The sequence below is a fragment of the Pseudomonas sp. WS 5027 genome (genome assembly GCF_012985695.1).
GTDB lineage: Bacteria > Pseudomonadota > Gammaproteobacteria > Pseudomonadales > Pseudomonadaceae > Aquipseudomonas > Aquipseudomonas hygromyciniae.
Map to the genome: position 1 here is coordinate 141706 of NZ_JAAQWU010000010.1, position 20694 is coordinate 162399.

At 61.7% G+C, this 20694-nt stretch carries 15 protein-coding genes; 5 read left to right on the forward strand and 10 right to left on the reverse strand.

The features are described from left to right. Positions 1 to 33 precede the first annotated feature (33 nt). The 5 genes from HBO09_RS14445 to HBO09_RS14465 all read right to left on the reverse strand — a co-directional run bounded on the left by HBO09_RS14445 (position 34) and on the right by HBO09_RS14465 (position 5320). Positions 34 to 1002 (reverse strand): DUF4880 domain-containing protein, encoded by a 969-nt coding sequence (locus HBO09_RS14445; RefSeq protein WP_169995209.1) that lies wholly within the window; start codon positions 1000 to 1002, stop codon positions 34 to 36. Then, positions 999 to 1508 (reverse strand): sigma-70 family RNA polymerase sigma factor, encoded by a 510-nt coding sequence (locus HBO09_RS14450; RefSeq protein ID WP_169995212.1) that lies wholly within the window; start codon positions 1506 to 1508, stop codon positions 999 to 1001. Before HBO09_RS14450 ends, HBO09_RS14445 begins: the two co-directional genes overlap by 4 nt. A 516-nt stretch (positions 1509 to 2024) precedes the next feature. Continuing rightward, entirely contained in the window at positions 2025 to 3215 is a 1191-nt protein-coding gene (locus HBO09_RS14455) for a benzoate/H(+) symporter BenE family transporter (protein ID WP_104911544.1), read from the reverse strand. A 53-nt stretch (positions 3216 to 3268) separates the two neighbouring features. Next, positions 3269 to 4771 (reverse strand): PLP-dependent aminotransferase family protein, encoded by a 1503-nt coding sequence (locus HBO09_RS14460; RefSeq protein ID WP_169995214.1) that lies wholly within the window; start codon positions 4769 to 4771, stop codon positions 3269 to 3271. Between the two features lie 90 nt (positions 4772 to 4861). Beyond that, on the reverse strand, positions 4862 to 5320 hold the full coding sequence (locus HBO09_RS14465; protein WP_169995217.1) for a GNAT family N-acetyltransferase: 459 nt from the start codon (positions 5318 to 5320) through the stop codon (positions 4862 to 4864). A gap of 193 nt (positions 5321 to 5513) precedes the next feature. On the opposite strand from HBO09_RS14465, the gene HBO09_RS14470 reads away from it, so the two are divergent. Continuing rightward, entirely contained in the window at positions 5514 to 6929 is a 1416-nt protein-coding gene (locus HBO09_RS14470; RefSeq protein ID WP_169995220.1) for a glycosyltransferase family 39 protein, read from the forward strand. Positions 6930 to 6932: 3 nt separating this feature from the next. Here HBO09_RS14470 and HBO09_RS14475 read toward each other — a convergent pair whose 3' ends face one another. After that, positions 6933 to 8087 carry an OprD family porin gene (locus HBO09_RS14475; RefSeq protein ID WP_262381234.1) on the reverse strand — a complete coding sequence of 385 codons (1155 nt, stop codon included), beginning with the start codon at positions 8085 to 8087 and terminating at the stop codon, positions 6933 to 6935. A gap of 241 nt (positions 8088 to 8328) precedes the next feature. Between HBO09_RS14475 and HBO09_RS14480 the strand changes: the two genes are divergently transcribed. The 4 genes from HBO09_RS14480 to HBO09_RS14495 all read left to right on the forward strand — a co-directional run bounded on the left by HBO09_RS14480 (position 8329) and on the right by HBO09_RS14495 (position 15032). Beyond that, positions 8329 to 9222, forward strand: coding sequence for a LysR family transcriptional regulator (locus HBO09_RS14480; protein ID WP_169995225.1), 894 nt, complete (start codon positions 8329 to 8331; stop codon positions 9220 to 9222). 426 nt (positions 9223 to 9648) lie between these two features. Next, positions 9649 to 11088 (forward strand): AbgT family transporter, encoded by a 1440-nt coding sequence (locus tag HBO09_RS14485; protein ID WP_169995227.1) that lies wholly within the window; start codon positions 9649 to 9651, stop codon positions 11086 to 11088. A gap of 19 nt (positions 11089 to 11107) precedes the next feature. Next, a complete protein-coding gene (locus HBO09_RS14490; RefSeq protein WP_169995300.1) occupies positions 11108 to 12928 on the forward strand; it encodes a CocE/NonD family hydrolase in 1821 nt (606 codons plus the stop codon). Between the two features lie 184 nt (positions 12929 to 13112). Beyond that, entirely contained in the window at positions 13113 to 15032 is a 1920-nt protein-coding gene (locus HBO09_RS14495; protein WP_169995229.1) for a methyl-accepting chemotaxis protein, read from the forward strand. A 1308-nt stretch (positions 15033 to 16340) separates the two neighbouring features. Here the strand turns inward: HBO09_RS14495 and HBO09_RS14500 are convergent. The 4 genes from HBO09_RS14500 to HBO09_RS14515 all read right to left on the reverse strand — a co-directional run bounded on the left by HBO09_RS14500 (position 16341) and on the right by HBO09_RS14515 (position 20548). Then, the gene (locus tag HBO09_RS14500) at positions 16341 to 16709 is read right to left on the reverse strand and encodes a glyoxalase superfamily protein (RefSeq protein WP_169995231.1); all 369 of its coding nucleotides are present in this window, start codon (positions 16707 to 16709) and stop codon (positions 16341 to 16343) included. Between the two features lie 92 nt (positions 16710 to 16801). After that, on the reverse strand, positions 16802 to 18256 hold the full coding sequence (locus HBO09_RS14505) for a D-aminoacylase (protein ID WP_169995234.1): 1455 nt from the start codon (positions 18254 to 18256) through the stop codon (positions 16802 to 16804). A gap of 1 nt (position 18257) precedes the next feature. Further along, positions 18258 to 19118: a MurR/RpiR family transcriptional regulator gene (locus tag HBO09_RS14510; protein WP_169995236.1), complete on the reverse strand. Its 861-nt coding sequence runs from the start codon at positions 19116 to 19118 to the stop codon at positions 18258 to 18260. A gap of 26 nt (positions 19119 to 19144) precedes the next feature. Beyond that, positions 19145 to 20548, reverse strand: coding sequence for a gluconate:H+ symporter (locus HBO09_RS14515; RefSeq protein ID WP_169995238.1), 1404 nt, complete (start codon positions 20546 to 20548; stop codon positions 19145 to 19147). Positions 20549 to 20694 lie beyond the last annotated feature (146 nt).

Genomic DNA, 20694 nt, shown 5'->3' on the forward strand with positions numbered 1-20694 from the left:
AAATACTGCCGGTCACATGGAAAGTTTTTTAACCTAGGCCGGCACCACTGTTGCCAGGTAGCCGAAGACCCGCTGCACGCGGACCGGCAGGACCTTGGCCAGCAGGTCGAGGCTGGCGTCCGGCCGGTCGAGGGAGAACGAACCCGAGACCTGCAGACTGGCGACAGCCGGGTCACAGCGCAGCACACCGCGTCGGTAACGGTTGAGTTGCTCGATCACCTGGGCCAGCGGCATGCGCTCGGCAATCAGCAGGCCACGGCTCCAGGCATCGGCGGCGGGCGTGAGGGTTTGCAGCGGGCCGCTCTGCTGACGGTCGAAGCTGAACTGCTGGCCGGCGCGAATCGACACCCGGCCACCTTGCTGCGGTTCGACCGATACGTTGCCCGCCAGCACTTGCACCAGGGTCCCGCGCAGGCCCGACAGATCCTCGCTGATGACCAGCCGCGACAGCGCCGCCGGTCGCACCCAGCCATGGGCGGTCTTGATGCCGACGAAGGTATCGGCCGCCGTTGCCAACAGCAGGCGCCCCTGGTTCAGGGTCAATTGCGGGCCGCGCACATCCACTGCCGTCTGGGTGTCCAGTTGCACCGCGCCAGCGCCGGCCAACTGCAGCGGGCGCCGCTCGCCGGTGGTGGTGCGGTAATCACTGAACAACTGCGGCAACACCACGCGCTCGCGTACACCCAGGCCCATGGCCGCGGCGATACCCAGGCCGGCGAAGCCCTTGAGCAGCGTGCGGCGCGACGTCAGGCTGCGGGCCCGCAACAACTGGCGGGCGGTGGGCGCCGGCAGGGCAGCGGTGCTGCTGCGCAGGTCGTGGCTCAAGCCGGTCAAGCGCCGCCAGGCCAATTCGTGGTGAGGGTTTGCATTACGCCAGGCGGCGCAGGCTTGCTGCTCGACAGCGCCACTGACACCCGATTGCAGGGTGACCATCCACATCAGCGCCTGATCCAGCACGTATTCATCCAACAACTGATCGTCGGCGGGCTGGAACATCGTCATGCCTGGTACACCGCCAGGTAGCAATGCCGATAGGCCTTGAGCATGGCCTTTTGCACGATATTCACGGTCAGGTCCAGTTGCTCTGCGATCTGTGGATAAGTCAGGCCATCCAACTGCGACAGCAGGAAAATCTCCCGCACCCGGCTCCCCAGCCCATCCAGCACCTGCCCTACCGCATCCAGTGCTTCGAGCACCAGCAAGCGGGTTTCCAGGGATGGCGCGTGTTCCGGTTCGAGGATCGCCAGGGATTGTTCGTACGCACGCTCCAGGGCCTGCCGGCGAAAATACTGGCCGCACAAACGGCTGGCCACCGTGGTGAGATAGGCCCGTGGCTCACGCAGCAATGGCAATGGCCCACTGCTGAGGATGCGCACGAAGGTATCCTGTGCCAGATCCAGCGCCTGCTCCTGCCCACCCAGCTTGCGCCGCAGCAACTGCACCACCCAGCCGTGGTGCTGGGCGTAGAGTTCACCCACAGCGCGGTGGGAGGAAGAAGGTGAGGCCATCGGCAGGATATCCAGGTTGACAGCTAACGGGAGGCGCACATGATAATACTTCTCATTAGAGATCGTTAGAAGTTTATACATCCCGTTGCTTTATCCGACCAAAAGCCATGGGTGGTGATACGCACTCCTCTTTGCCTTGCATGGAAGCCAGTTGAATTGAAAAGACCGCTAACTTTGACACGCCTGCTCATATGATTCCGGCCGCAAAAGCTGCACAGGGGCAAGGGTGGTTGACCCAGATCTGGATAAACGAATAAAGATCTGCCAAGCAGATGCTCTGAGAGAGGGCGGCAAAATCCGTGTGGAAAAGCTCAGCGGCCCATTGGGGATCGTCGTGCAACAAGCTCATCTGCTGTGGCGAGCGGGCTTGCCCCGCGTTGGGCTGCGAAGCGGCCCCCCAGACAAGCCACTACGGAGTATCTGATGCACCGTATTCGGCTTACTGGGGCTGCTTCGCAGCCCAACGCGGGGCGAGCGGGCTCGCCACAAAAGCCCTATCTGCCGGGATTTATGGGGCTAGGCCAGCGCCCGGCGCCCACCATGAATCACCCCATGCACCAACAACCCCGCCACCAGCCCCCAGAACGCGCCGCCAATCCCCAGTAGCGTGACATTGGCCGCCGTCGCCAAAAAGGTGATCAGCGCCGTTTCCCGAGTGCGGGTATCGGCCATTGCATTGGCCAGGCTTGAACCAATGGCGCCGAGCAGCGCAAGGCCCGCCAAGGTGGTGATGAATGCGCGCGGCAGGACCATGAACAAGGTCGCCAGCGTCACGCCAAACACCCCGACCAGGATGTACAGCGCCCCACACACCAGCCCGGCGATGTAGCGTTTGGAGGGGTCCTGATGGGTATCGCGCCCGGTGCAGATCGCCGCCGTGATCGCCGCAACGTTGAACGCGTGAGCCCCAAACGGTGCCATCAGCAAAGAGCCCAGGCCCGTGACGGTGATGATCGGATTGGCACTGGTCTTGAACCCGTCGTTGCGCAGCACCAGCATGCCGGGAATGTATTGCCCGGTCAGGGTGATCACGAACAGCGGCAAGGCCACGCCAAAAAACGCCGCAATGGAAAAATGCGGCATTTCAAACACCGGCGCCGCCAGTTGCAGTTCAAGGCTGTGCAAGTCGAGCCGCTGCTGGGCGAGCAGCAGCCCCAGGCCAATCAACAGAATCCCGACCATCGCATAACGTGAAGTAAAGCGGCGCAGCACCGCGTAGGCCACCACCAGCACGATCACCAACAACGGATCCGCACTCGCTCCACCAAACGCCGCCACGCCAAACTGCAGGAGAATCCCCGCCAGCAAACCCGCCGCAATGCCACCGGGGATCAGCCGCACCAAGCGCTCAAACGCACCGCTCAGGCCCAGGACGATAAAACCGATGGCGCACATCACGTAGGCGCCAATCACCTCGGCATAGGGAGTAAACGGCATGACCGTCGCCAGAAACGCCACACCCGGCGTCGACCACGCCGTGATGATCGGCTCGCGGTAGCGGTAGCTCAGCCACGCACCGGTCACGCCCACGCCAATACTCACCGACCACACCCACGAAGCGGTTTGTGCCGCACTCAGTTGCGCCAAGTGCGCGGCCTGGAACACCAGGACGAAGGTGCCGGCGTAATTGACGATGACGGAAATCAGCGCACTGATGCTCGGTGACAGGTAATCGGCGAGGCGCAGGCGTAGGGCGGGTCGGTTCATGGCGCATTCCTTTTGTTAAGGCCGCAAAGGCTAACAAGCACCGGACCGTCCTTTCAGTCCACTTCGCCACCTTGCACCAGACCACCCTTGAGCACCTTGGCCAACTGCCGGCTGGCGCTGTCGATTTCACCGGGCGTCAGCGCCGAGAACCCCAGCAGCCAGCCGCCCCTGGCCGGCGGCTGGGTGTAGAGCCGAGTCAGGCCTGGCAGCTGGATACCCACCCGCGCCGCCTGGCGAATGGTCTCCAGCTCCGACCACCCCTCATGCAACACACAAGGCAACTGCAAGCCACCGGGCGGCAAGCTGGCGGTGACCACATGGCTCAAGTGACGCTCAACCGCTGCGGCCATGGCATCCCGGCGCTCGCCGTAGATTTTGCGCATCGCGCGTATATGGCTGCCGAAATGCCCATCGTTCATGAAACGCGCCAGGGTCAACTGGGCGATTTGCGGGGTGTGGCCGTCGAGGATGCTGCGGGCGTAGGTCATGGGTTTGACCAACTCCCGGGGCAGCACCATAAAGCCCATGCGCAAGCCGGGGTACAGCGACTTACTGAAGGTGCCGAGGTAGAGCGTGCGCTGGTAGTTGTCCAGGCCCTGCACGCAGGCGGTCGGCAAGCCTTCGTAATGAAACTGGCTGTCGTAGTCGTCCTCGATGATCCAGCCTTGGCGTTGCTCGGCCCAGGCGATCAGGTCCAGGCGCCGCTCCAGCGCCAGGGTCGCACCAGTGGGGTATTGATGGGACGGCGTGACATAGACCGCATTGGCGCCGCTGCGGTCGGCGCGCAAGGCGTCGATACACAGGCCTTTGGCGTCCACCGCCACCGGTACCACCTTGAGCTGGGCCATTTCAAACGCCTTGCGGGCGCCGAAGTAACCGGGGTCTTCCATCAGGATCGGCTGGCCGCTGTCGACCAGCACCTGCGCACACAGGTACAGGGCCTGACGCGTGCTGGACAGCACCAGCACCTGATCCGGCGTGACCCGCGCACCGCGTTCCAGGTTCAGGTAGTCGGCGATGGCCTGGCGCAGGGGTTCAGCGCCTTGCGGGTCGCCGTGCAACAGCAGGTTCGGGCGGTAGTCCTTCAACGCCTGGCGGTGCAGGCGCTCCCAGATGCCCACGGGGAAGGTGCGCGTTTCCGGCAGCCCCGTGGCAAACGCCTTGACCACCTGCTGGTCGCTGACGCCGCCGCTGGCGAGGATCTGCGCGCCCCTGGCACTCAGCGCCGGGGCCTGGTTCGGCAGCAGCGGCTGGCGCTTGCGCGCACCCCGCAGGCTCGGCCCGATTTTCTCGGAGACGAAACTGCCCGAGCCTTCGCGCCGGCTCAGGTAACCGTCCAGTTGCAGTTGGACGTAGGCCATTTCTACGGTATCCCGGGAAATGCCCAGTGACTTGCACAGCGTGCGGGTCGCGGGCAAGCGGCTGCCGGGCGCGAGGACGCCCTCGAGGATCAATTGGCGCAGCACGCGTTGCACCCGCACCCGCAAATCCAGCGAGGCCAGCTTGGGGTCCGTCAGGCGGATCTTCAGCGTGTCCAGTTCCAGGTTGTGGGTCATTGACTTGGCCAAGGGCTAAAAAACCATGCATCTTTGTGCGAAGCCGCCGATATGTCCACGACCAATATCGGCGAGCTGAGCGGGCGGGCGTTACAGGGCCATGCGGTACTCGATGCAACCCGAGTCTTCGGCGATCCAGTTGTAGAGTTTTTGCGCGCGCTTATTGGTCTGCTGGGTATGCCAGTACAAACGTGCGCAGCCGTGATACTGCGCATAGCGCTGGACCCATTCGATCAGCAACTTGCCGGTACCGCCACCGCGTACCGTGGGGGCGACGTACAGGTCTTCGAGGTAGCAAAAGTCAGCCACCGCCCAGGTCGAACGATGCAACAGCGCGTGCACCAGCCCCACCAGCTCATCGCCCTGCACCGCTACCGCGCAGGCCATGGCTTCATTGGCATCGAGCAAGCGGCTGAAGGCGGTGCGGGTCGTGGTCTCATCCAGGGACACTTGATAAAAGTCCTGGTAGGCCAGCCACAGTTGCAGCCACTGCTCATAGTCCTCGGCTTGCACGGTTCTGACCACGATTGCCTGTGGATCGTTACTCATCGCATTCTCCTGTAGGGAATGCCCGTTCCGGTGTGGATCGGGACCCGGCAATGGTAGGTTCCCAAGGCAACGGTAAACCGACCACTTCAAGGCCAGCGGGCAGGCCAATCCACAACGGGATCTACGTTCACAATTTGTTAAGGATTGCCTTCGTATACTCCAACGCTGCCCCCTCGCATCCGGTAACCCACCCATGACACGCCCTGCCCCGCTGTTGCTGCTGCTTGCCGGTTTGCTGTTCTTCGTTGCCCTGGGCAACCACGAGTTACAAGGCTCCACCGAAGCCCGGGTGGCCGGGATTGCCATGGCCATGCACCTGGACAATGACTGGGTGGTGCCGCGCCTGTTCGGTGAGCCATTCCTGGAAAAACCACCCCTGAGCCTGTGGCTGGATGCCGGGGCGATTCGCCTGTTTGGTGCCAGCACCGGCGCGGTACGGCTGGCCTCGGCGTTTGCCGGTTTGTTCAGCGTGATGCTGCTGTACGGCATGCTGCGCCGGTTCGGGCGGCCCACGTCGCTGGCGTTTTGCGCAGCGCTGGTGCTGGCGACCATGGCCAGTTACTGGAGCAACGTGCGCGGCGTGGGTGAAGATGCGCTGCTCAGCCTCGGCGTAACCCTGGCCCTGCTGGCGTTCTACCAGGCCACGCGTCCCGAGTCCCAGCACCGCGCCAACGTCGGCAGTTGGCTGCTGTTTACCTTGGGGATGGCGATTGCCACCTTGAGCAAAGGCGTGCTGGGGCTAGCGATGCCGGGGATTGTGATTTTTGCCTATCTGGCTTGCACCAGCCTGATGGACAAACGCTTGCAACTCGGCCAGTGGCTAAAACCGGGGGCCTTCACTTTGCTTGCGCTGGTGCCGTTATTGATCTGGCTGGGCTTTCTCTATCAACGGGGTGGCATGCAGGCGGTCGGTGAGGTGTTGTGGACCAACAGCGTCGGACGCTTTAGCGGCTCCTTCGTCGAAGCCGGGCATTACGAGCCCATCTACTACTACCTCGCCAAATTGCACGAAGCCTTTTTGCCGTGGAATATTCTGGTGTACCTGGGCCTGTGGCACTTTCGCAAAAGCCTGGCGAGCAATCGTTACCTGCTGTTTTTCAGCCTGTGGCTGGTGGCGCAATTTACCCTACTGACCTTCGCATCGAGCAAACGCGTGGTGTATCTGATGGCCGTGACACCGGCGGCGGCGGTCCTTGCCACCGAGTATGCCGCGGTTCTGCTCCAGCGCCTGCCCACCTATCGCCGCAGCTTGATCACCGGGGTGTTTGCCCTGGTGATAGCCTGCTACCTGGGTGCAGCAATCTGGTATGCGCCAAAGGCCGACCGGCGTGAATCGTTCGTCCCCCTGACCAGCCAAATCCAGGCACTGCAAGCCCAAGGCCATAGCGTGGTGCTCTACCAACCCAATGAGCGCGTGGCGGGCGCCAGCGTGTTTTACACCCAGAGCCACCTGCCGATCCTGCAGTCGCCAGCGCAACTGCGCGCCTATCTCGATGCCAAGCCGGGCAACGTGGCGCTGCTGGACCGTATCGAAGAATTGACGATCCCGGTCACCACCCGCCAGCAAATCAAAGTGGGCAGCCGCCCCTACTCCTTTGTCGAACAGTAAGGCCTACCAGAGCGCCAGGTCGTACGTCAGGTAGACCCGGTAGTTGTCACGGTCACTGGCATAGGTGGAACGGTAGGTGGCCTTGCGCAACTCTACGCCCAGGCCTTTGAAGGTACTGTCCTGGATCACGTAGCGCAGGTTGGTGTCGGACTCCCACTCCCGGGCTTCACGCCCTTTGAAGTCGCCGTTCTGGCCCTTGTAGTAACGGGTCATGAAACTCAGGCCCGGCAGCACGGCGGCGAAATCGTAGTCATAGCGCAGCATCCAGGTTTGCTCACCGGCCTGGATGAACTTGCCGACCCCGGCGTTGCTGAACGAGTACACCGTCGACACACTGGCATAGGGCAACGCGGTGTCGCCGCTGACTTTCTGGTAGCCCACGCCCAATGCCTGCGGCCCCAGCTTGTAGGTGAACAGGCCACTGAACATGTCGCTGTCGACCTTGCCGTTGCGCGCCTCGCCGGCTTCATTGCTGATGAAATAACGCAGATCGCTGGTCAGGCTGCCGGGGCCCAACGGCTGCTTGTGCACCAGGCCAAGGAATTGCTGGCGATAGAATTCGCGCATTTCCCCGTAGTACCAAGTACCACTGAGGCTCGGCGTGAAGGCATAGGTGGCGCCGGCGAAATCGAAGTCACTGCCCTTTTTGCCGCTGTAGCCCTGTGGATAAATATCCACGCTGTCGGTGGAGTTACGCAGCTTGAATTGATCCAGGTGCCCGCTGTGCAGGTACAGGTTGCGGATGCCGGTGTATTCGATCTGAGTGCCGCGAAACGTCTGCGGCAGCAAGCGACCATCGTTGTGTACCAGTACCGGGATCTTCGGCAGCAACGTGCCCGTTTTCAGCACGGTAGCGCCGATGCGCATTTTTGCGGTCACGCCCAGGCTTGAGAATTCATTGGCGGCGCGCCCGTCATCATGAACCGGCAATAAACCGGTACCGGCGTGGGTGCGGCTGGAGTCGAGCTTGATCCCGGACAACCCCAGGGCATCCAGGCCAAAACCTACGGTGCCTGCGGTATAGCCCGATTGCAGGTTGAGCAAAAAGCCTTGCGCCCATTCCTTGCGGTCTTCGCCACCATCGCGATAACCGTCGTTGAAATAGTAATTGCGCAGGGTCAACTTGCCGTGGGAGTCCTCCCAGAAACCCTGGGCCATCAGCGCCGGTGACAGACTCGCCAGCAAGCCTGCGGTGACCACGCCGCCCCTCGTGAAAAGCTCACGCATCAGTGTTTCCTCAATGCCGTATTGTCGATTTTTATGGGCAATTGCTCCGTGTGCCAGGCTGGACGCCAGGTCACATTGGGGCGGACACTAACGGCTTGCCGAACGCCCCACAACGTTATGCGAGAAGCGCATGACGCTATGCGCAAAGCCGCCCTTCGACAGGAAATCCACGGTGAACCTCAAGCAACTCGAAGCCTTCAAGGCGATCATGTCCACCGGCTCGACCATCGGCGCGGCCACGCGCATGGGCTTGTCGCAATCTGCGGTCAGCCGCCTGTTGAGCCAGTTGGAGGACGCCCTGGGGTTTGCCCTGTTCTTGCGCAAAAAGGGCCGCTTGATGGCCACGCCAGAGGCCGAGGAATTACTCACCGAAGTCGCAGGATTGGTGGACGGCATGCAACGCATCCAGCGCCTGGCCGATGAAATGCGCGTAGGCCGCTCACGCAAAAGCCTGCTCAAGGTCGGCGTGCCTACCAGCATGACCCAGGAGTTGTTGCCGCGTATTGTCGCGGACTTTCTCAAGGACCATGAAGACATCGTGGTCGAACTGCTGACCGGCTCCTACGACATGATCGAGCGCGCCGTACTGGACCGCTCCGCCGACCTGGGTTTTGTGCGCCTGCCCACCGAGATGCCCGACTTCGATGTCGAGCCAGTGCTGCACACCGAAGGCGTGTGCGTGATGCCGGCCGACCATCCACTCAGTCGCCACGAGTTCATTGAGGTGCAGCATCTGCGCAATGTGCCGCTGGTGATGCTGGGCCGGCAACGGGCGCTGCGTACCGAGCTGAACCAGATGTTCCGCGCCGCCAACCTCACGCCCCAGGTGCGGGTCGAAGTGCACTCGGTGGGCGCCGCCTGCAGCTTTGTCGCCGAAGGTCTGGGGGTGTCGATCGTCAATGGTTTGCTGGCCAGCCACTTCATGCATCTGCCGATTGTCAGCCGCCCGTTTCGCCCGGCGTTGCCCTATGCATTCGGCCTGGCATTTCGTGCCGACGAGCCGCGCTCACAGCTGGTGACGGCCTTTGCCGATCACCTTAAACAGCGACTGAATCTGAGCACATAGCTCCCCAGAGTGCTTGTTGTGAAGAGCAGGCTTGTTGTGGCGAGGGGGCGTGCCCTAATGCCAGTCAGTTAGCGGTCATCGCCTTCTGTAGGAGCGAGCTTGCTCGCGAAAAACGTCAACGATAACGCGTGCTTACTGAATGAATGCGGCGCCTGTAAGTTTTTCGCGAGCAAGCTCGCTCCTACAAAAAAGCCTTAACTGACTGGCATTAGGGCTTGTCCCCTCTCCACAAAAACCAAATCTGTGCATCTGCAAAGCAAAGCAACCCTGCTCACCACAACAAAAACGCATACCCCAACCCGCCCCACGCATAACGTTGTGGCCGGCAAAACTTTGCCCTAGTGTCCGCCCAACCAAGCGTCACTACCCACAACAATAACAGCGCACGCACCCCGCTCAGACGGGGGCCGCGCCGGGGCCGCCAGCATGACCGAACCGCAGATCCTCCGTACCCCGCCGCCCACCGAGGCGGCCGCAGACAAACCCGCGCAACGCAAGCAAATCAACCCGGCAATCATTCTGCTAAGCATCGTCCTGCTCGCCGTGGCCTTCACCTATGCGGTCAACGCCGGCAAGTTCCAGCGCCAGAATGGCCTGGTGGTACCCGGCTCGTACCAGGTGCTGGAAAAGCAGGATTCCTTCAGCCAGTTGTTCTCCCTGGAACCGCGCAAGGCGGGCGATACAACGGCCCGCCCGGTGTCGCTGGTGGAAGGTTTCATGGCCATTCCTCAAGGCATCGAAAAGCGTGCGGCGCTGATTTTCATGGTGCTGTTCATCGGCGGCATGTTCGGCGTGCTGAACAAGGCCGGGGTGATCGATGCCGGGCTGGAGCGCCTGCTGGGCCTGACCCGGGGCAATATCTACGTGTTGGTACCGAGCCTGATGCTGGTGTTTTCCGCCGGCAGTACCTTTATGGGGCTGGCCAAGGAATTCATCCTGATCGTGCCGTTGATGGTGGCCATGGCCAATCGCCTCGGGTTGTCGAACCTGATTGGCCTGGCCATCGTCACCATTTCGGTGAAGATCGGTTACCTCGCATCCATCTCCAACCCGGTGGCCTTGTCGGTGGCCCAGCCGATGGTCGGCCTGCCGATTTTCAGCGGCTTGAGCATGCGCGTCGCGGCGTATTGCACCTTCTTGCTGGTGGGCATCGCGTTTGTGTTGTGGAGCATTCGCAAGCACGGGTTTGATGCCAGCGCGCAGATCACCTTCGAAAGTAAGCCCTTGCCGATGCGCCATCTGCTGAACCTGCTGGTGCTGGGTGGCGGGATCGGCTTCCTGGTCTATGCCTCGAACCGTTGGGGCTGGAAATACCATGAGCTGTCGGCGTTCTACCTGCTGCTGACCGTGCTCTTCACGCTGATCGCCGGCCTGGCCGCCAGCACCGCCGCCAGCGCTTTTGTCGACGGCATGAAAAAGGTCCTGATCGCCGGCGTCCTGATCGGCCTGGCGACCGCCGTGGAAATCATCCTCAGCACCGGCCAGGTGCTGGACACCATCGTCAACAGCCTGGCCAACCTGGTGGGCGACCACGGGCCCGTGGTGTCGGCCTACGGCATGTTCTTCGCGCAACTGGGGCTGGACGTGCTGATCCCCTCCACCTCCGGCCAGGCCGCCGTGACCATGCCGATCTTCGGCCCGCTGGGCCAGTTGTCCGGGGTCAGCCCACAAACCACCGTCTTTGCCTTTTTGATGGGCAACGGCCTGACCAACATGATCACCCCGACCTCCAGCGGCCTGCTGGTACTCCTGGCCACCGCCAACGTCGGCTGGGGCCAATGGGCGCGCTACATCCTGCCGCTGTTCCTGATCTATGCGGTGCTGGCGATGGTGCTGTTGGCCATCGCAGTGCAAACCGGATATTGAGTCGATGAGTGTTTTACCTATGCGAACCCTGCACAACCAGATGATCGCCATGCGCGATGGCATCCACCTGGCCACCGACATCTACCTGCCGGCAGGCGGCGACGGCCCGTATCCGGTGGTGATCGAACGTACGCCCTATGACAAGAGCAAACCGTCGCGCTCGGAAAAGCAGCTCGACGGCCAGCACATTTCCCGTGAACAAATGGCGGCCCGCTTTACCGCCCAGGGCTTTGTCGCAATCTTCCAGGATTGTCGCGGGCGCTACGCCTCCGAAGGGGTGTTCACCAAATACACTGCCGAGGGCGAAGACGGTTTCGACACCCTGGCCTGGATCGTCCGCCAGCCATGGTGCAACGGCAAGATCGGCAGCATGGGCCTTTCTTACGCGGCGCACACCCAACTGGCGATGGCCTGCCTGCATCCGCCGGGCCTGGGCAGCATGGTGCTCGACAGCGGCGGCTTCGCCAACGCCTACCAATGCGGGATTCGCCAGGGTGGTGCGTTTGAACTCAAGCAGGCCACCTGGGCGTTTCGCCAAGCCAAGGAAAGCCCGGCGGCGCTGGCCGACCCGCAAGTGCGCCAGGCGCTGGAAGACGAGGATATCCACGAGTGGTTCCGCCGCATGCCCTGGCAGGCGGGCCAATCACCGTTGCGTCATGTGCCCGAGTACGAAGCCTATCTGCTGGAGCAGTGGGCCCAGGGCACCTTCGGCCCCTACTGGCAGAAATCCGGAATTTATGCCGAAGGGCATTACGCCGGCTTGCCGGATATTCCGGTGCTGTTCATGTCCAGTTGGTACGACGCTTATGTCAGCTCGACCCTGGCCAACTACGCCGCCTTCAACCGAGCCCGCCGCGCACCGCAGCAATTGATCATGGGCCCGTGGCTGCACGGTGACCGCAATATCAGCCACAGCGGTGATGTTGAGTTCGGTGCCCAGGCGGCCTTTGACGGCCAGGTGGCGCAGGATTGGTTGAGTTGCCGTCTGCAATGGTTCGAGCAGTCTCTCAAGACTGGGACGCAACCACCGCAGGCCCAAGTGAAAGTGTTCTTGATGGGCGGCGGCAGCGGCACGCCGGATGAAAACGGCCGCCTACAGCATGGCGGCCGTTGGCTGCAGGGCGAGCAATGGCCGCTGCCCGGCACCCAGTCACTGACCTTGTACCTGGATGCGCAGCGGCAATTGACCGAGGTTGCGCCCAGCGCGGGCGAGGCTGTCTTGGGTTACTACGCCGACCCGGCCAACCCGGTGCCGACCGTGGGCGGTGCATTGACGTCCGGCGCGCCGATTTTTGTCGGCGGCGCCTTCGACCAGCGCGAGCGCGCCGACTTTTTTGGCAGCCGGGGCGACAATCGCCCCTTGTCCGAGCGCGACGACGTGCTGAGTTTCCAGACCGCGCCCCTGGCCGCAGACTTGATCGTCGCAGGTCCCGTGCAGATCGAACTGTGGATCGACAGCGACGCGCCAGACACTGACTTCACCGCCAAGCTGGTGGATGTCTACCCGCCGAGCGCGGCGTATCCGGAGGGCTTTGCGATGAACATCACAGACGGCATCCGCCGCTGCCGTTATCGCGACGCTTGGGAGCAGCCCAAACCGCTGGCGCCCGGTGAGCGGGTGAAGGTGACCATCGAGCCATTCGCCACCTGCAACCTGTTTAAACAAGGTCATCGCCTGCGCTTGGACATATCCAGTAGCAACTTCCCACGCTTCGACGTCAACCCCAACAGCGGCGAGGCCGAGGGCCAGGCCCGGCATCCGCGCATTGCTCACAATCGTGTGCACCTGAGCCGGGATGCCGCGTCGTGCCTGGTCTTGAGCATCCTGCCGAACGATTGAGCGCCCTGTAGGTGCCGGCTTGCCGGCGCCTACATCGCTATCAATGACCGCTCATCCGCGAATCCGGCATTGATTAAAAAACCGTTTCAGCTCTCGCCCTGCCTGCCGATACCTCCTGTCTATCCATCGGCTGGGCGATCTTCCAGCAACTGATGTACACGCAATCTGTTCCTGGAGGAATTCGATGAATACATGGTTTGGCAACATCAGCGTCAACTTGAAACTGGGCCTGGGCTTCGGCCTGGTGCTGGTGCTCACCTCGATCCTCGCGATCACCGGCTGGACCAGCCTGGGCAGCCTGATCGACCGCAGCAACTGGATGAGCGACATCACCCAACTCAACGCTTCGCTGACCAAACTGCGGATCGTGCGCCTGCAATACATGCTGGCCAACGGCGACGAGGACGTGGCGCAGAATGTCCAGGCCAGCCTCGACAGTTTTGCCGCGCAGCAACAACAGCTGATCAACAGCTTCAAAAGCCCGGAAAACCTCAAGCTGCTCAACGAGCAGAAAGACACCATCACCGCCTACCGGCAGTCGCTGAACAAAATGCGCGAGGCTTACCGTAACGGCAACGCAGCACGCCAAACCATGGGCGAGCGTGCCGACGCCGCAGGCCTGGTGATTGCCGCCCTGGACCGCAGCGTGCGCCAGATGCCCGAAAGCAGCGAGCGCTTCGCCCAGTACGAAGCGATCAACCACGCCAAGGAAGAGTTCCAGGTCGCCCGCTATGAAGTGCGCGGCTATACCGGCAACGTCAACCCGGAAACCGAGGCCCGCGCGGCGGCGCAAATCGAGTCGGCGATCAATGGCCTCAAGGGCCTGAAAGACGTATTCGGTCAGTCCCAGCAAACCGAGCTGACCGCCCTGGAAAACGCCTTGGGCGCTTACCGCAGCGCGGTGCAGGCCTACAAGGCAGCCAATGCCAATATCGTCCTCGCCCGTCAGGAAATGACCGTGCAAGGTGCCGATATCGTGTCGCGCAGCGAAGCGCTGTATGACATCCAACTGCAACGCCGCGATGCAGAAAGCGTCCAGGCCCGTAGCCTGCAACTGATCAGCACCGTGCTGGCCCTGTTGGTGGGCATTATCGCCGCGCTGGTCATCACCCGGCAGATCACCCGCCCACTGCAGGAAACCCTGGCCGTGGTCGAGCGCATCGCGTCCGGCGACCTGAGTCACAACATCCGGGTGACCCGCCGCGATGAACTGGGCGTGCTGCAACAAGGTATCCAGCGCATGGGCACCACCTTGCGCGAGCTGATTTCCGGTATTCGCGACGGCGTCACCCAGATCGCCAGCGCCGCCGAAGAACTGTCGGCCGTGACCGAACAGACCAGCGCCGGGGTCAACAGCCAGAAGATCGAGACCGACCAAGTGGCCACGGCAATGCATGAAATGACGGCCACCGTGCAGGAAGTCGCACGTAATGCCGAGCAAGCTTCCCAGGCCGCCTCCACCGCCGATGGCCAGGCCCGCGAAGGCGACAAGGTGGTGGCGGAAGCCATCGCACAGATCGAACGCCTGGCCGACGAAGTGGCACGCTCCACCGACGCCATGGCCCATCTGCAACAAGAGAGCAACAAGATCGGCAGCGTGATGGACGTGATCAAGGCCGTGGCCGAACAGACCAACCTGCTGGCGCTCAACGCCGCGATTGAAGCAGCGCGCGCAGGTGAAGCCGGGCGTGGGTTTGCCGTGGTGGCCGACGAGGTCCGTGGGCTGGCCCAGCGCACGCAGAAATCCACCGAGGAGATCGAAGGCCTGGTCGCCGGCTTGCAGAACGGTACCCAGCAAGTGGCCAATGTGATGAACAACAGCCGCAGCCTGACCGACAGCAGCGTCGAATTGACCCGCAAGGCGGGCGTCTCCCTGGAGAACATCACCCGTACGGTGTCGAACATCCAGTCGATGAACCAGCAAATCGCCGCCGCCGCCGAACAGCAAAGCGCCGTGGCCGAAGAAATCAGCCGCAGCATCGTCAATGTGCGCGATGTGTCGGAGCAGACCGCAACCGCCAGCGACGAGACCGCCAAGTCCAGTGTCGAATTGGCACGCTTGGGCAGCCAGTTGCAGCAGATGGTCAGCCATTTCCGGGTGTAAACAAAAAGCCGCCCCGGCCAAAACCGGGGCGGCTGCGCTTCTCAGGCCTTAACGGTCATCGAAGCTGTCTCGCAGGAATTTCCAGACGTGATAAACACGCAGGCAATTCACTACGAGGTCCCACGTACGTCGTGCAAACTTGGACATACTCGGCCCTCCTAGAGTTGGGCCTTACCTCCAGCGCACTTACCGGAACACGTGAGCCTTTGGACGCTAGTCGATCGCGCCTCTTGAGGTGGCCGGGCTAATGGTCCTTCCGCATGAATCCGGCACGGATTACTAGCCCGTGGCGGCCGGTCCAAAATTCGCGCGCGTACCCGACTCACTCAAAAGCGACAAACGCAGAACGGGGAAGATCCTAACCAACATTTGGGCCGAAGGTGTGACCAACAGTGGTCAAATATCCAGTGTTGGACGGGAGATTTATTGCAGCCTTTTGCAGCTGGAATTGACGCGAAAAAAGCGCCAGAAACCATCAGCACCGATCATCGCTCAATCTTGCAGGCCGATATGAACAGCGCTAATATCCCGGCGAGTCGATTGCGCCTTTTGAGATAGCAACCCCAGCCACTAACTGGGATTGCAATAAAAAACCGCCCTGTAAAGGCGGTTTTTTATTGCCTGCTATTTGTCGATCAGGCCTGGCCTTCCTCGACAATTCCAACCGAATAGCAAAAAGCCGCCCCGGCCAAAACCGGGGCGGCTGCGCTTCTCAGACCTTAACGGTCATCGAAGCTGTCTCGCAGGAATTTCCAAACGTGATAAACACGCAAGCAATTCACTGCGAGGTCCCACGTACGTCGTGCAAACTTGGACATACTCGGCCCTCCTAGAGTTGGGCCTTACCTCCAGCGCACTTACCGGAACATGTGAGCCTTGGGATGCACATCACTGCTTCCTTTGAGGCGGCCGGGCTTTGGTTCCTCCCGCGTGAATCCGGCACGGATTACTAGCCCGTGGCGGTCGGTCCAGAATTCGAGCGCATACCCAGCCTCACCTACCAAACGACAAACGCAGAACAGGGGCGATACTAACCAAGATCCCAGCCCAAGGTGTGACGAGCGCTCATCAAACACTCTTTAGTTCCCCAGCGTTTTATTACCATTTTTTGCATCTGTATTTGGATAAAGTCAGGCATCAAAACCGAACCATGCCGATTGTCGCCAAGCCTTGCGAGTTCCCAAAACCATAAGTAGTATTTGTTCGCACGTCACTGCTTCCTTTGAGCACGTAACCCCAGCCACTAACTGGGATTGCAATAAAAAACCGCCCTGTAAAGGCGGTTTTTTATTGCCTGCTATTTGTCGATCAGGCCTGGCCTTCCTCGACAAATACCAGCCGATTGCCAAATGGATCCTTGATGCTCATCTCCCGCGTGCCCCAGGGTGTTTCTTCGATTTGCGGCTTGGCAAAGCGGTAGTCCTTGGCCTGCAATTGCTGCTGGTAAGCGTCCAGCCCCTGGGCCTGGATACGCACCGCGGCGCCTGGTGAGGCATCACCATGGTGCTCGGACAGGTGCAGTACACAGGCACCGAACGACACTTGCAGATACAACGGAAAATTATCTTCGAAGCGGTGCTGCCAATCGACCTTGAAGCCAAGGAACCCGATATAGAACTCCTCAGTCTTGGCCTCGTCGAAGGTCCGCAAGATGGGGGTGACTGTTCCTAACTGCATGGCGACGGCTCCCTGTTTTGAAGCAGCCACTATAAGCAAGCATCCCACCTGTGGCGAGCGGGCTTGCCACGGTAGCGCCCTTCGCCCTGAAATCAGAACCCTGCGCGCAAATCCCCGCTGCGCGCCAGAAAACGCCCCGCCCGCTGACCATTCGCCTGCCCGTCGCGGTAGCTCAGCACGCCGTTGATCCACACCCCATCTATCCCTTCGGCAGCCCGTTGCGGGTCCTTGAAGTCGGCCACATCCCGCACCCGCAATGGGTCGAACAACACCAGGTCGGCCCAGTGCCCTTCGCGGATTTCACCGCGTCCGGCCAGGCCAAAGCGCGCGGCCGACAGGCCAGTCATTTTGTGTACTGCCGTGTGCAGCGGGAACAAGCCCAGATCGCGGCTGAAATGCCCGAGCACCCGTGGGAAGGCGCCCCACAAGCGCGGATGGGGAAACGGGTCTTCCGGCAAACCATCGGAGCCCACCATCGACAGCGGATGGGCGAGGATGCGCTGCACATCGGCCTCATCCATTCCGTAGTACACCGCCCCCGCCGGTTGCAAGCGGCGGGCGGCGTCCATCAAGGACATGTCCCACGCAGCGGCGATATCCTGCAAATCCCGCCCACCCATTTGCGGGTGCGGTGTCGACCAGGTGATGGTGATACGAAAGGCATCGGTCACTTGCTTGAGGTCCAGGGTCGAAGAACTGGCGGCATAGGGATAGCAATCGCAGCCCACCGGATGGCTCTTCGCCGCCTGCTCCAAAGACGCCAGCAACTGCGGACTGCGCCCCCAATTGCCCGCGCCGGCGCACTTGAGGTGGGAGATGATCACCGGGGCCTTGGCATGGCGGCCGATCAGGAATGCCTCGTCCATGGCCTCCAGCACCGGCTCGAATTCGCTGCGCAAATGGGTGGTGTATACCGCACCAAACGCTGTCAGTTCTTCACTCAGTTGCAGCACTTCGTCGGTATCGGCGTTGAACGCGCTGGCGTAGGCCAGGCCTGTGGATAAACCGAGGGCGCCCGCTTCAAGGCTTTCGTGCAATTGCACGCGCATCAACGCGATTTCAGTCGGCGTGGCGCTGCGCTGCAGGTCGTCCATATGGTTGCTGCGCAGCGCCGTATGACCGATCAACGCAGCGACGTTGACCGCCGGCTGGGCGTGTTCCACGGCGGCGCGGTAATCGGTAAAACGCGGATAGACAAACGCCTGGGCCTTGCCCAGCAGGTTCATCGGGTCCGGTGGGTCGCCGCGCAGGCTGACCGGCGAGGCGCTGATGCCACAGTTGCCGACAATCACCGTGGTCACGCCCTGGCTGAGCTTGGGCAGCATCTGCGGCTGGCGGATCACCACGGTGTCGTCGTGGGTGTGCACGTCGATAAAACCCGGCGCCAATACGCGGCCACTCGCCTCGATCTCATGCTCGCCCTGGGCACCCGACAAATCGCCGATCGTCTCGATACGCCCGTCGCGCAACCCCACGTCAGCGATGTACCCCGGCGTGTTGCTGCCATCAATGATCAGCGCCTGGCGAATCAGCGTGTGGTACTTCATCTCAATCTCCAAGCGGCAGGCTGTCAGGGCCGCCGCGATAGTCGTCCAGGGCCAGCTTGATCCGGCGCAGGCGTTCCTGGTTGTCATCCGGCCTGGCCAGGGCCAGTTCGGTGGCAAGTACATCGATGGCCAGCAGCATTCCGTAGCGCGCAGCAGTGGGTTTATAGATAAAACTGGTTTCGGCCGGTTGCAGCGGCAGCAGTACGTCTGCCAACTGCGCCAGCGGCGAGTCGGCCAGGGTGATCGCGACGATCCGTGCACCATAGTTGCGGGCCAGTTCCACCGCCCCCAAAAGTTCGGGCGTCAGGCCGGTGAGGGAGCAGACAATCAGTGCGTGTTCGGCGCTCAATGTGGCGGCTGTGACCCGCATCATCACCGGGTCGCGGCACGCGGCAATCGGGTAGCCCAGGCGCACCAGGCGCACCTGCAATTCTTCGCTGCACAGGCTCGACGGGCCGCCCATGCCAAACGCGTGGATCATCCGCGCCTTGCCCAGCAGGTTCACGGCATCGACAAAACCTGCCTGGTTGAAGCCCGACAGATGCTGGCGCAGGGTCGCTTCGATATCACCGAGGATCTGCCGATGAAACGCCGACTGCTCGGGCAACCCCGCCGGGTCGAGGAAGCGACTGCCCACGCCGCTGGCCTGGGCCAGTTGCAGGCGCAGGTCGCGCAGATCACGGCAACCAACGCTGCGGGCAAAGCGCGACAAGGTGGCGGTGCTGACCTCGGCCCGCTGGGACAGTTCTTCCAGGCTGGCGGATGCGGCGAAGCCCACATCATCGAGCATCAGCCGGGCGATTCGCCCTTCGCCAGCGCTGAAGAAATCCTGGCGGGCGCGGATCTGGTAGAGGATGTCCATGGGGTCTCCGGGTTACAGGATCAGGCTCATAAAACAAGAGACAGACCGTAGGTCAGACCGAAGGCGACCAGCGAAATAAGGGTCTCCAGCACGGTCCAGGTCTTGAAGGTCTGGATCACCGTCATATTGAAGTATTCCTTGATCAGCCAGAAGCCACCGTCGTTGACGTGGGAAAAAATCACCGAGCCGGCACCGGTCGCCAGCACCAACAATTCCGGGTGTGGATAACCCAGGCCCAGGGCCACGGGCGCAACAACGCCGGACGCGGTAGTCATGGCCACGGTGGCCGAGCCGGTGGCAATGCGCATCAGCGCGGCGAACAACCAGCCCATCACCAGCGGCGACAAGTTGAAGGCATTGGCCATGCCGAGGATTTCATGGGTCACGCCGGCGTCCACCAGAATCCGGTTCAAGCCGCCGCCCGCGCCCACTAGCAAGGTGATGCTGGCGGTCGGCGCCAGGCACTCGTTGGTGAACTTGAGGATCGACTCGCGGTTGAAGCCCTGGGCCAGGCCCAGGGTCCAGAAGCTGAGCAGGGTCGCCACCAACAAGGCAATCACCGAGTTACCGATAAACAACAGGAACTGGTTGAAGCCGCTACCGGGCGTAGAGATCAGGTTGGCCCAACCGCCGATCATCATCAGCACCACCGGCAACAGAATGGTGCCCATGGTCAGGCCGAAACTGGGCAGGCGGGTACGTGGCTCGCGCTCGATGAACTGGCGCTCCAGGGGGTTCTCGGCAGGCAAGTGGATACGCGGCACGATGAACTTGGCGTACACCGGGCCGGCGATGATCGCGGTGGGGATGCCGATCAAAATTGCATACAACACGGTTTGCCCGACCGAGGCGTTGTAGGCCAGCACCGCCATCATCGCCGCTGGGTGCGGCGGCACCAGGGCATGCACCACCGAAAGACCGGCGACCATCGGCAGGCCGACCATCAGAATCGACACCCCGACGCGCCGGGCCACGGTAAAGGCAATCGGCACCAGCAATACAAAACCGACCTCGAAAAACAGCGGCAGCCCCACCAGGAAGGCAATGCACACCATGGCCCAATGGGCATTGCGCTCGCCAAAACGGTTGATCAGGGTACGCGCCACCTGCTCGGCACCGCCGGACTCGGCCATCATCTTGCCGAGCATCGTGCCCAGGGCCACCACCAGCGCGATATGCCCCAGGGTCTTGCCGACCCCGGCCTCATACGACCCCATGATCGTATCCGCCGGCATCCCGGCCAGCAGCGCCAGGCCGATGGACACCAGGGTGATGACGATAAACGGGTTGAGCCGATAACGTGCAATCAGCACGATCAATGCAATGATGGCGATGGCAGCGTATGCCAACAGCCAGACGCCAGGTGATGTGGCCATGCGGTACTCCTCGGAAAGGGTCACGTCGAATTGGTTGTGAAACTCATAAATCATTACCGATGAGATTTTTCAAATTTTATGAAAGTAATTTTCGCCCACAGATAAGCGCTGTCGCTTTGGGACATGCCCTCAGACCCGGGATGAAAATCAGGGGATAGTTCTTACATGCAGGCCGCGGGCGGGTACGGGAAACTCGACTG

Coding starts and splice junctions, on each gene's coding strand:
- HBO09_RS14495 (WP_169995229.1), top strand. CDS start 13,113: ATGAATACATGGTTTGGCAACATCAGCGTCAACTTGAAACTGGGCCTG.
- HBO09_RS14475 (WP_262381234.1), bottom strand. CDS start 8,087: ATGGCCCAGGGTTTCTGGGAGGACTCCCACGGCAAGTTGACCCTGCGC.
- HBO09_RS14455 (WP_104911544.1), bottom strand. CDS start 3,215: ATGAACCGACCCGCCCTACGCCTGCGCCTCGCCGATTACCTGTCACCG.
- HBO09_RS14470 (WP_169995220.1), top strand. CDS start 5,514: ATGACACGCCCTGCCCCGCTGTTGCTGCTGCTTGCCGGTTTGCTGTTC.
- HBO09_RS14485 (WP_169995227.1), top strand. CDS start 9,649: ATGACCGAACCGCAGATCCTCCGTACCCCGCCGCCCACCGAGGCGGCC.
- HBO09_RS14460 (WP_169995214.1), bottom strand. CDS start 4,771: ATGACCCACAACCTGGAACTGGACACGCTGAAGATCCGCCTGACGGAC.
- HBO09_RS14515 (WP_169995238.1), bottom strand. CDS start 20,548: ATGATTTATGAGTTTCACAACCAATTCGACGTGACCCTTTCCGAGGAG.
- HBO09_RS14450 (WP_169995212.1), bottom strand. CDS start 1,508: ATGGCCTCACCTTCTTCCTCCCACCGCGCTGTGGGTGAACTCTACGCC.
- HBO09_RS14500 (WP_169995231.1), bottom strand. CDS start 16,709: ATGCAGTTAGGAACAGTCACCCCCATCTTGCGGACCTTCGACGAGGCC.
- HBO09_RS14465 (WP_169995217.1), bottom strand. CDS start 5,320: ATGAGTAACGATCCACAGGCAATCGTGGTCAGAACCGTGCAAGCCGAG.
- HBO09_RS14505 (WP_169995234.1), bottom strand. CDS start 18,256: ATGAAGTACCACACGCTGATTCGCCAGGCGCTGATCATTGATGGCAGC.
- HBO09_RS14510 (WP_169995236.1), bottom strand. CDS start 19,118: ATGGACATCCTCTACCAGATCCGCGCCCGCCAGGATTTCTTCAGCGCT.
- HBO09_RS14490 (WP_169995300.1), top strand. CDS start 11,108: ATGCGAACCCTGCACAACCAGATGATCGCCATGCGCGATGGCATCCAC.
- HBO09_RS14445 (WP_169995209.1), bottom strand. CDS start 1,002: ATGACGATGTTCCAGCCCGCCGACGATCAGTTGTTGGATGAATACGTG.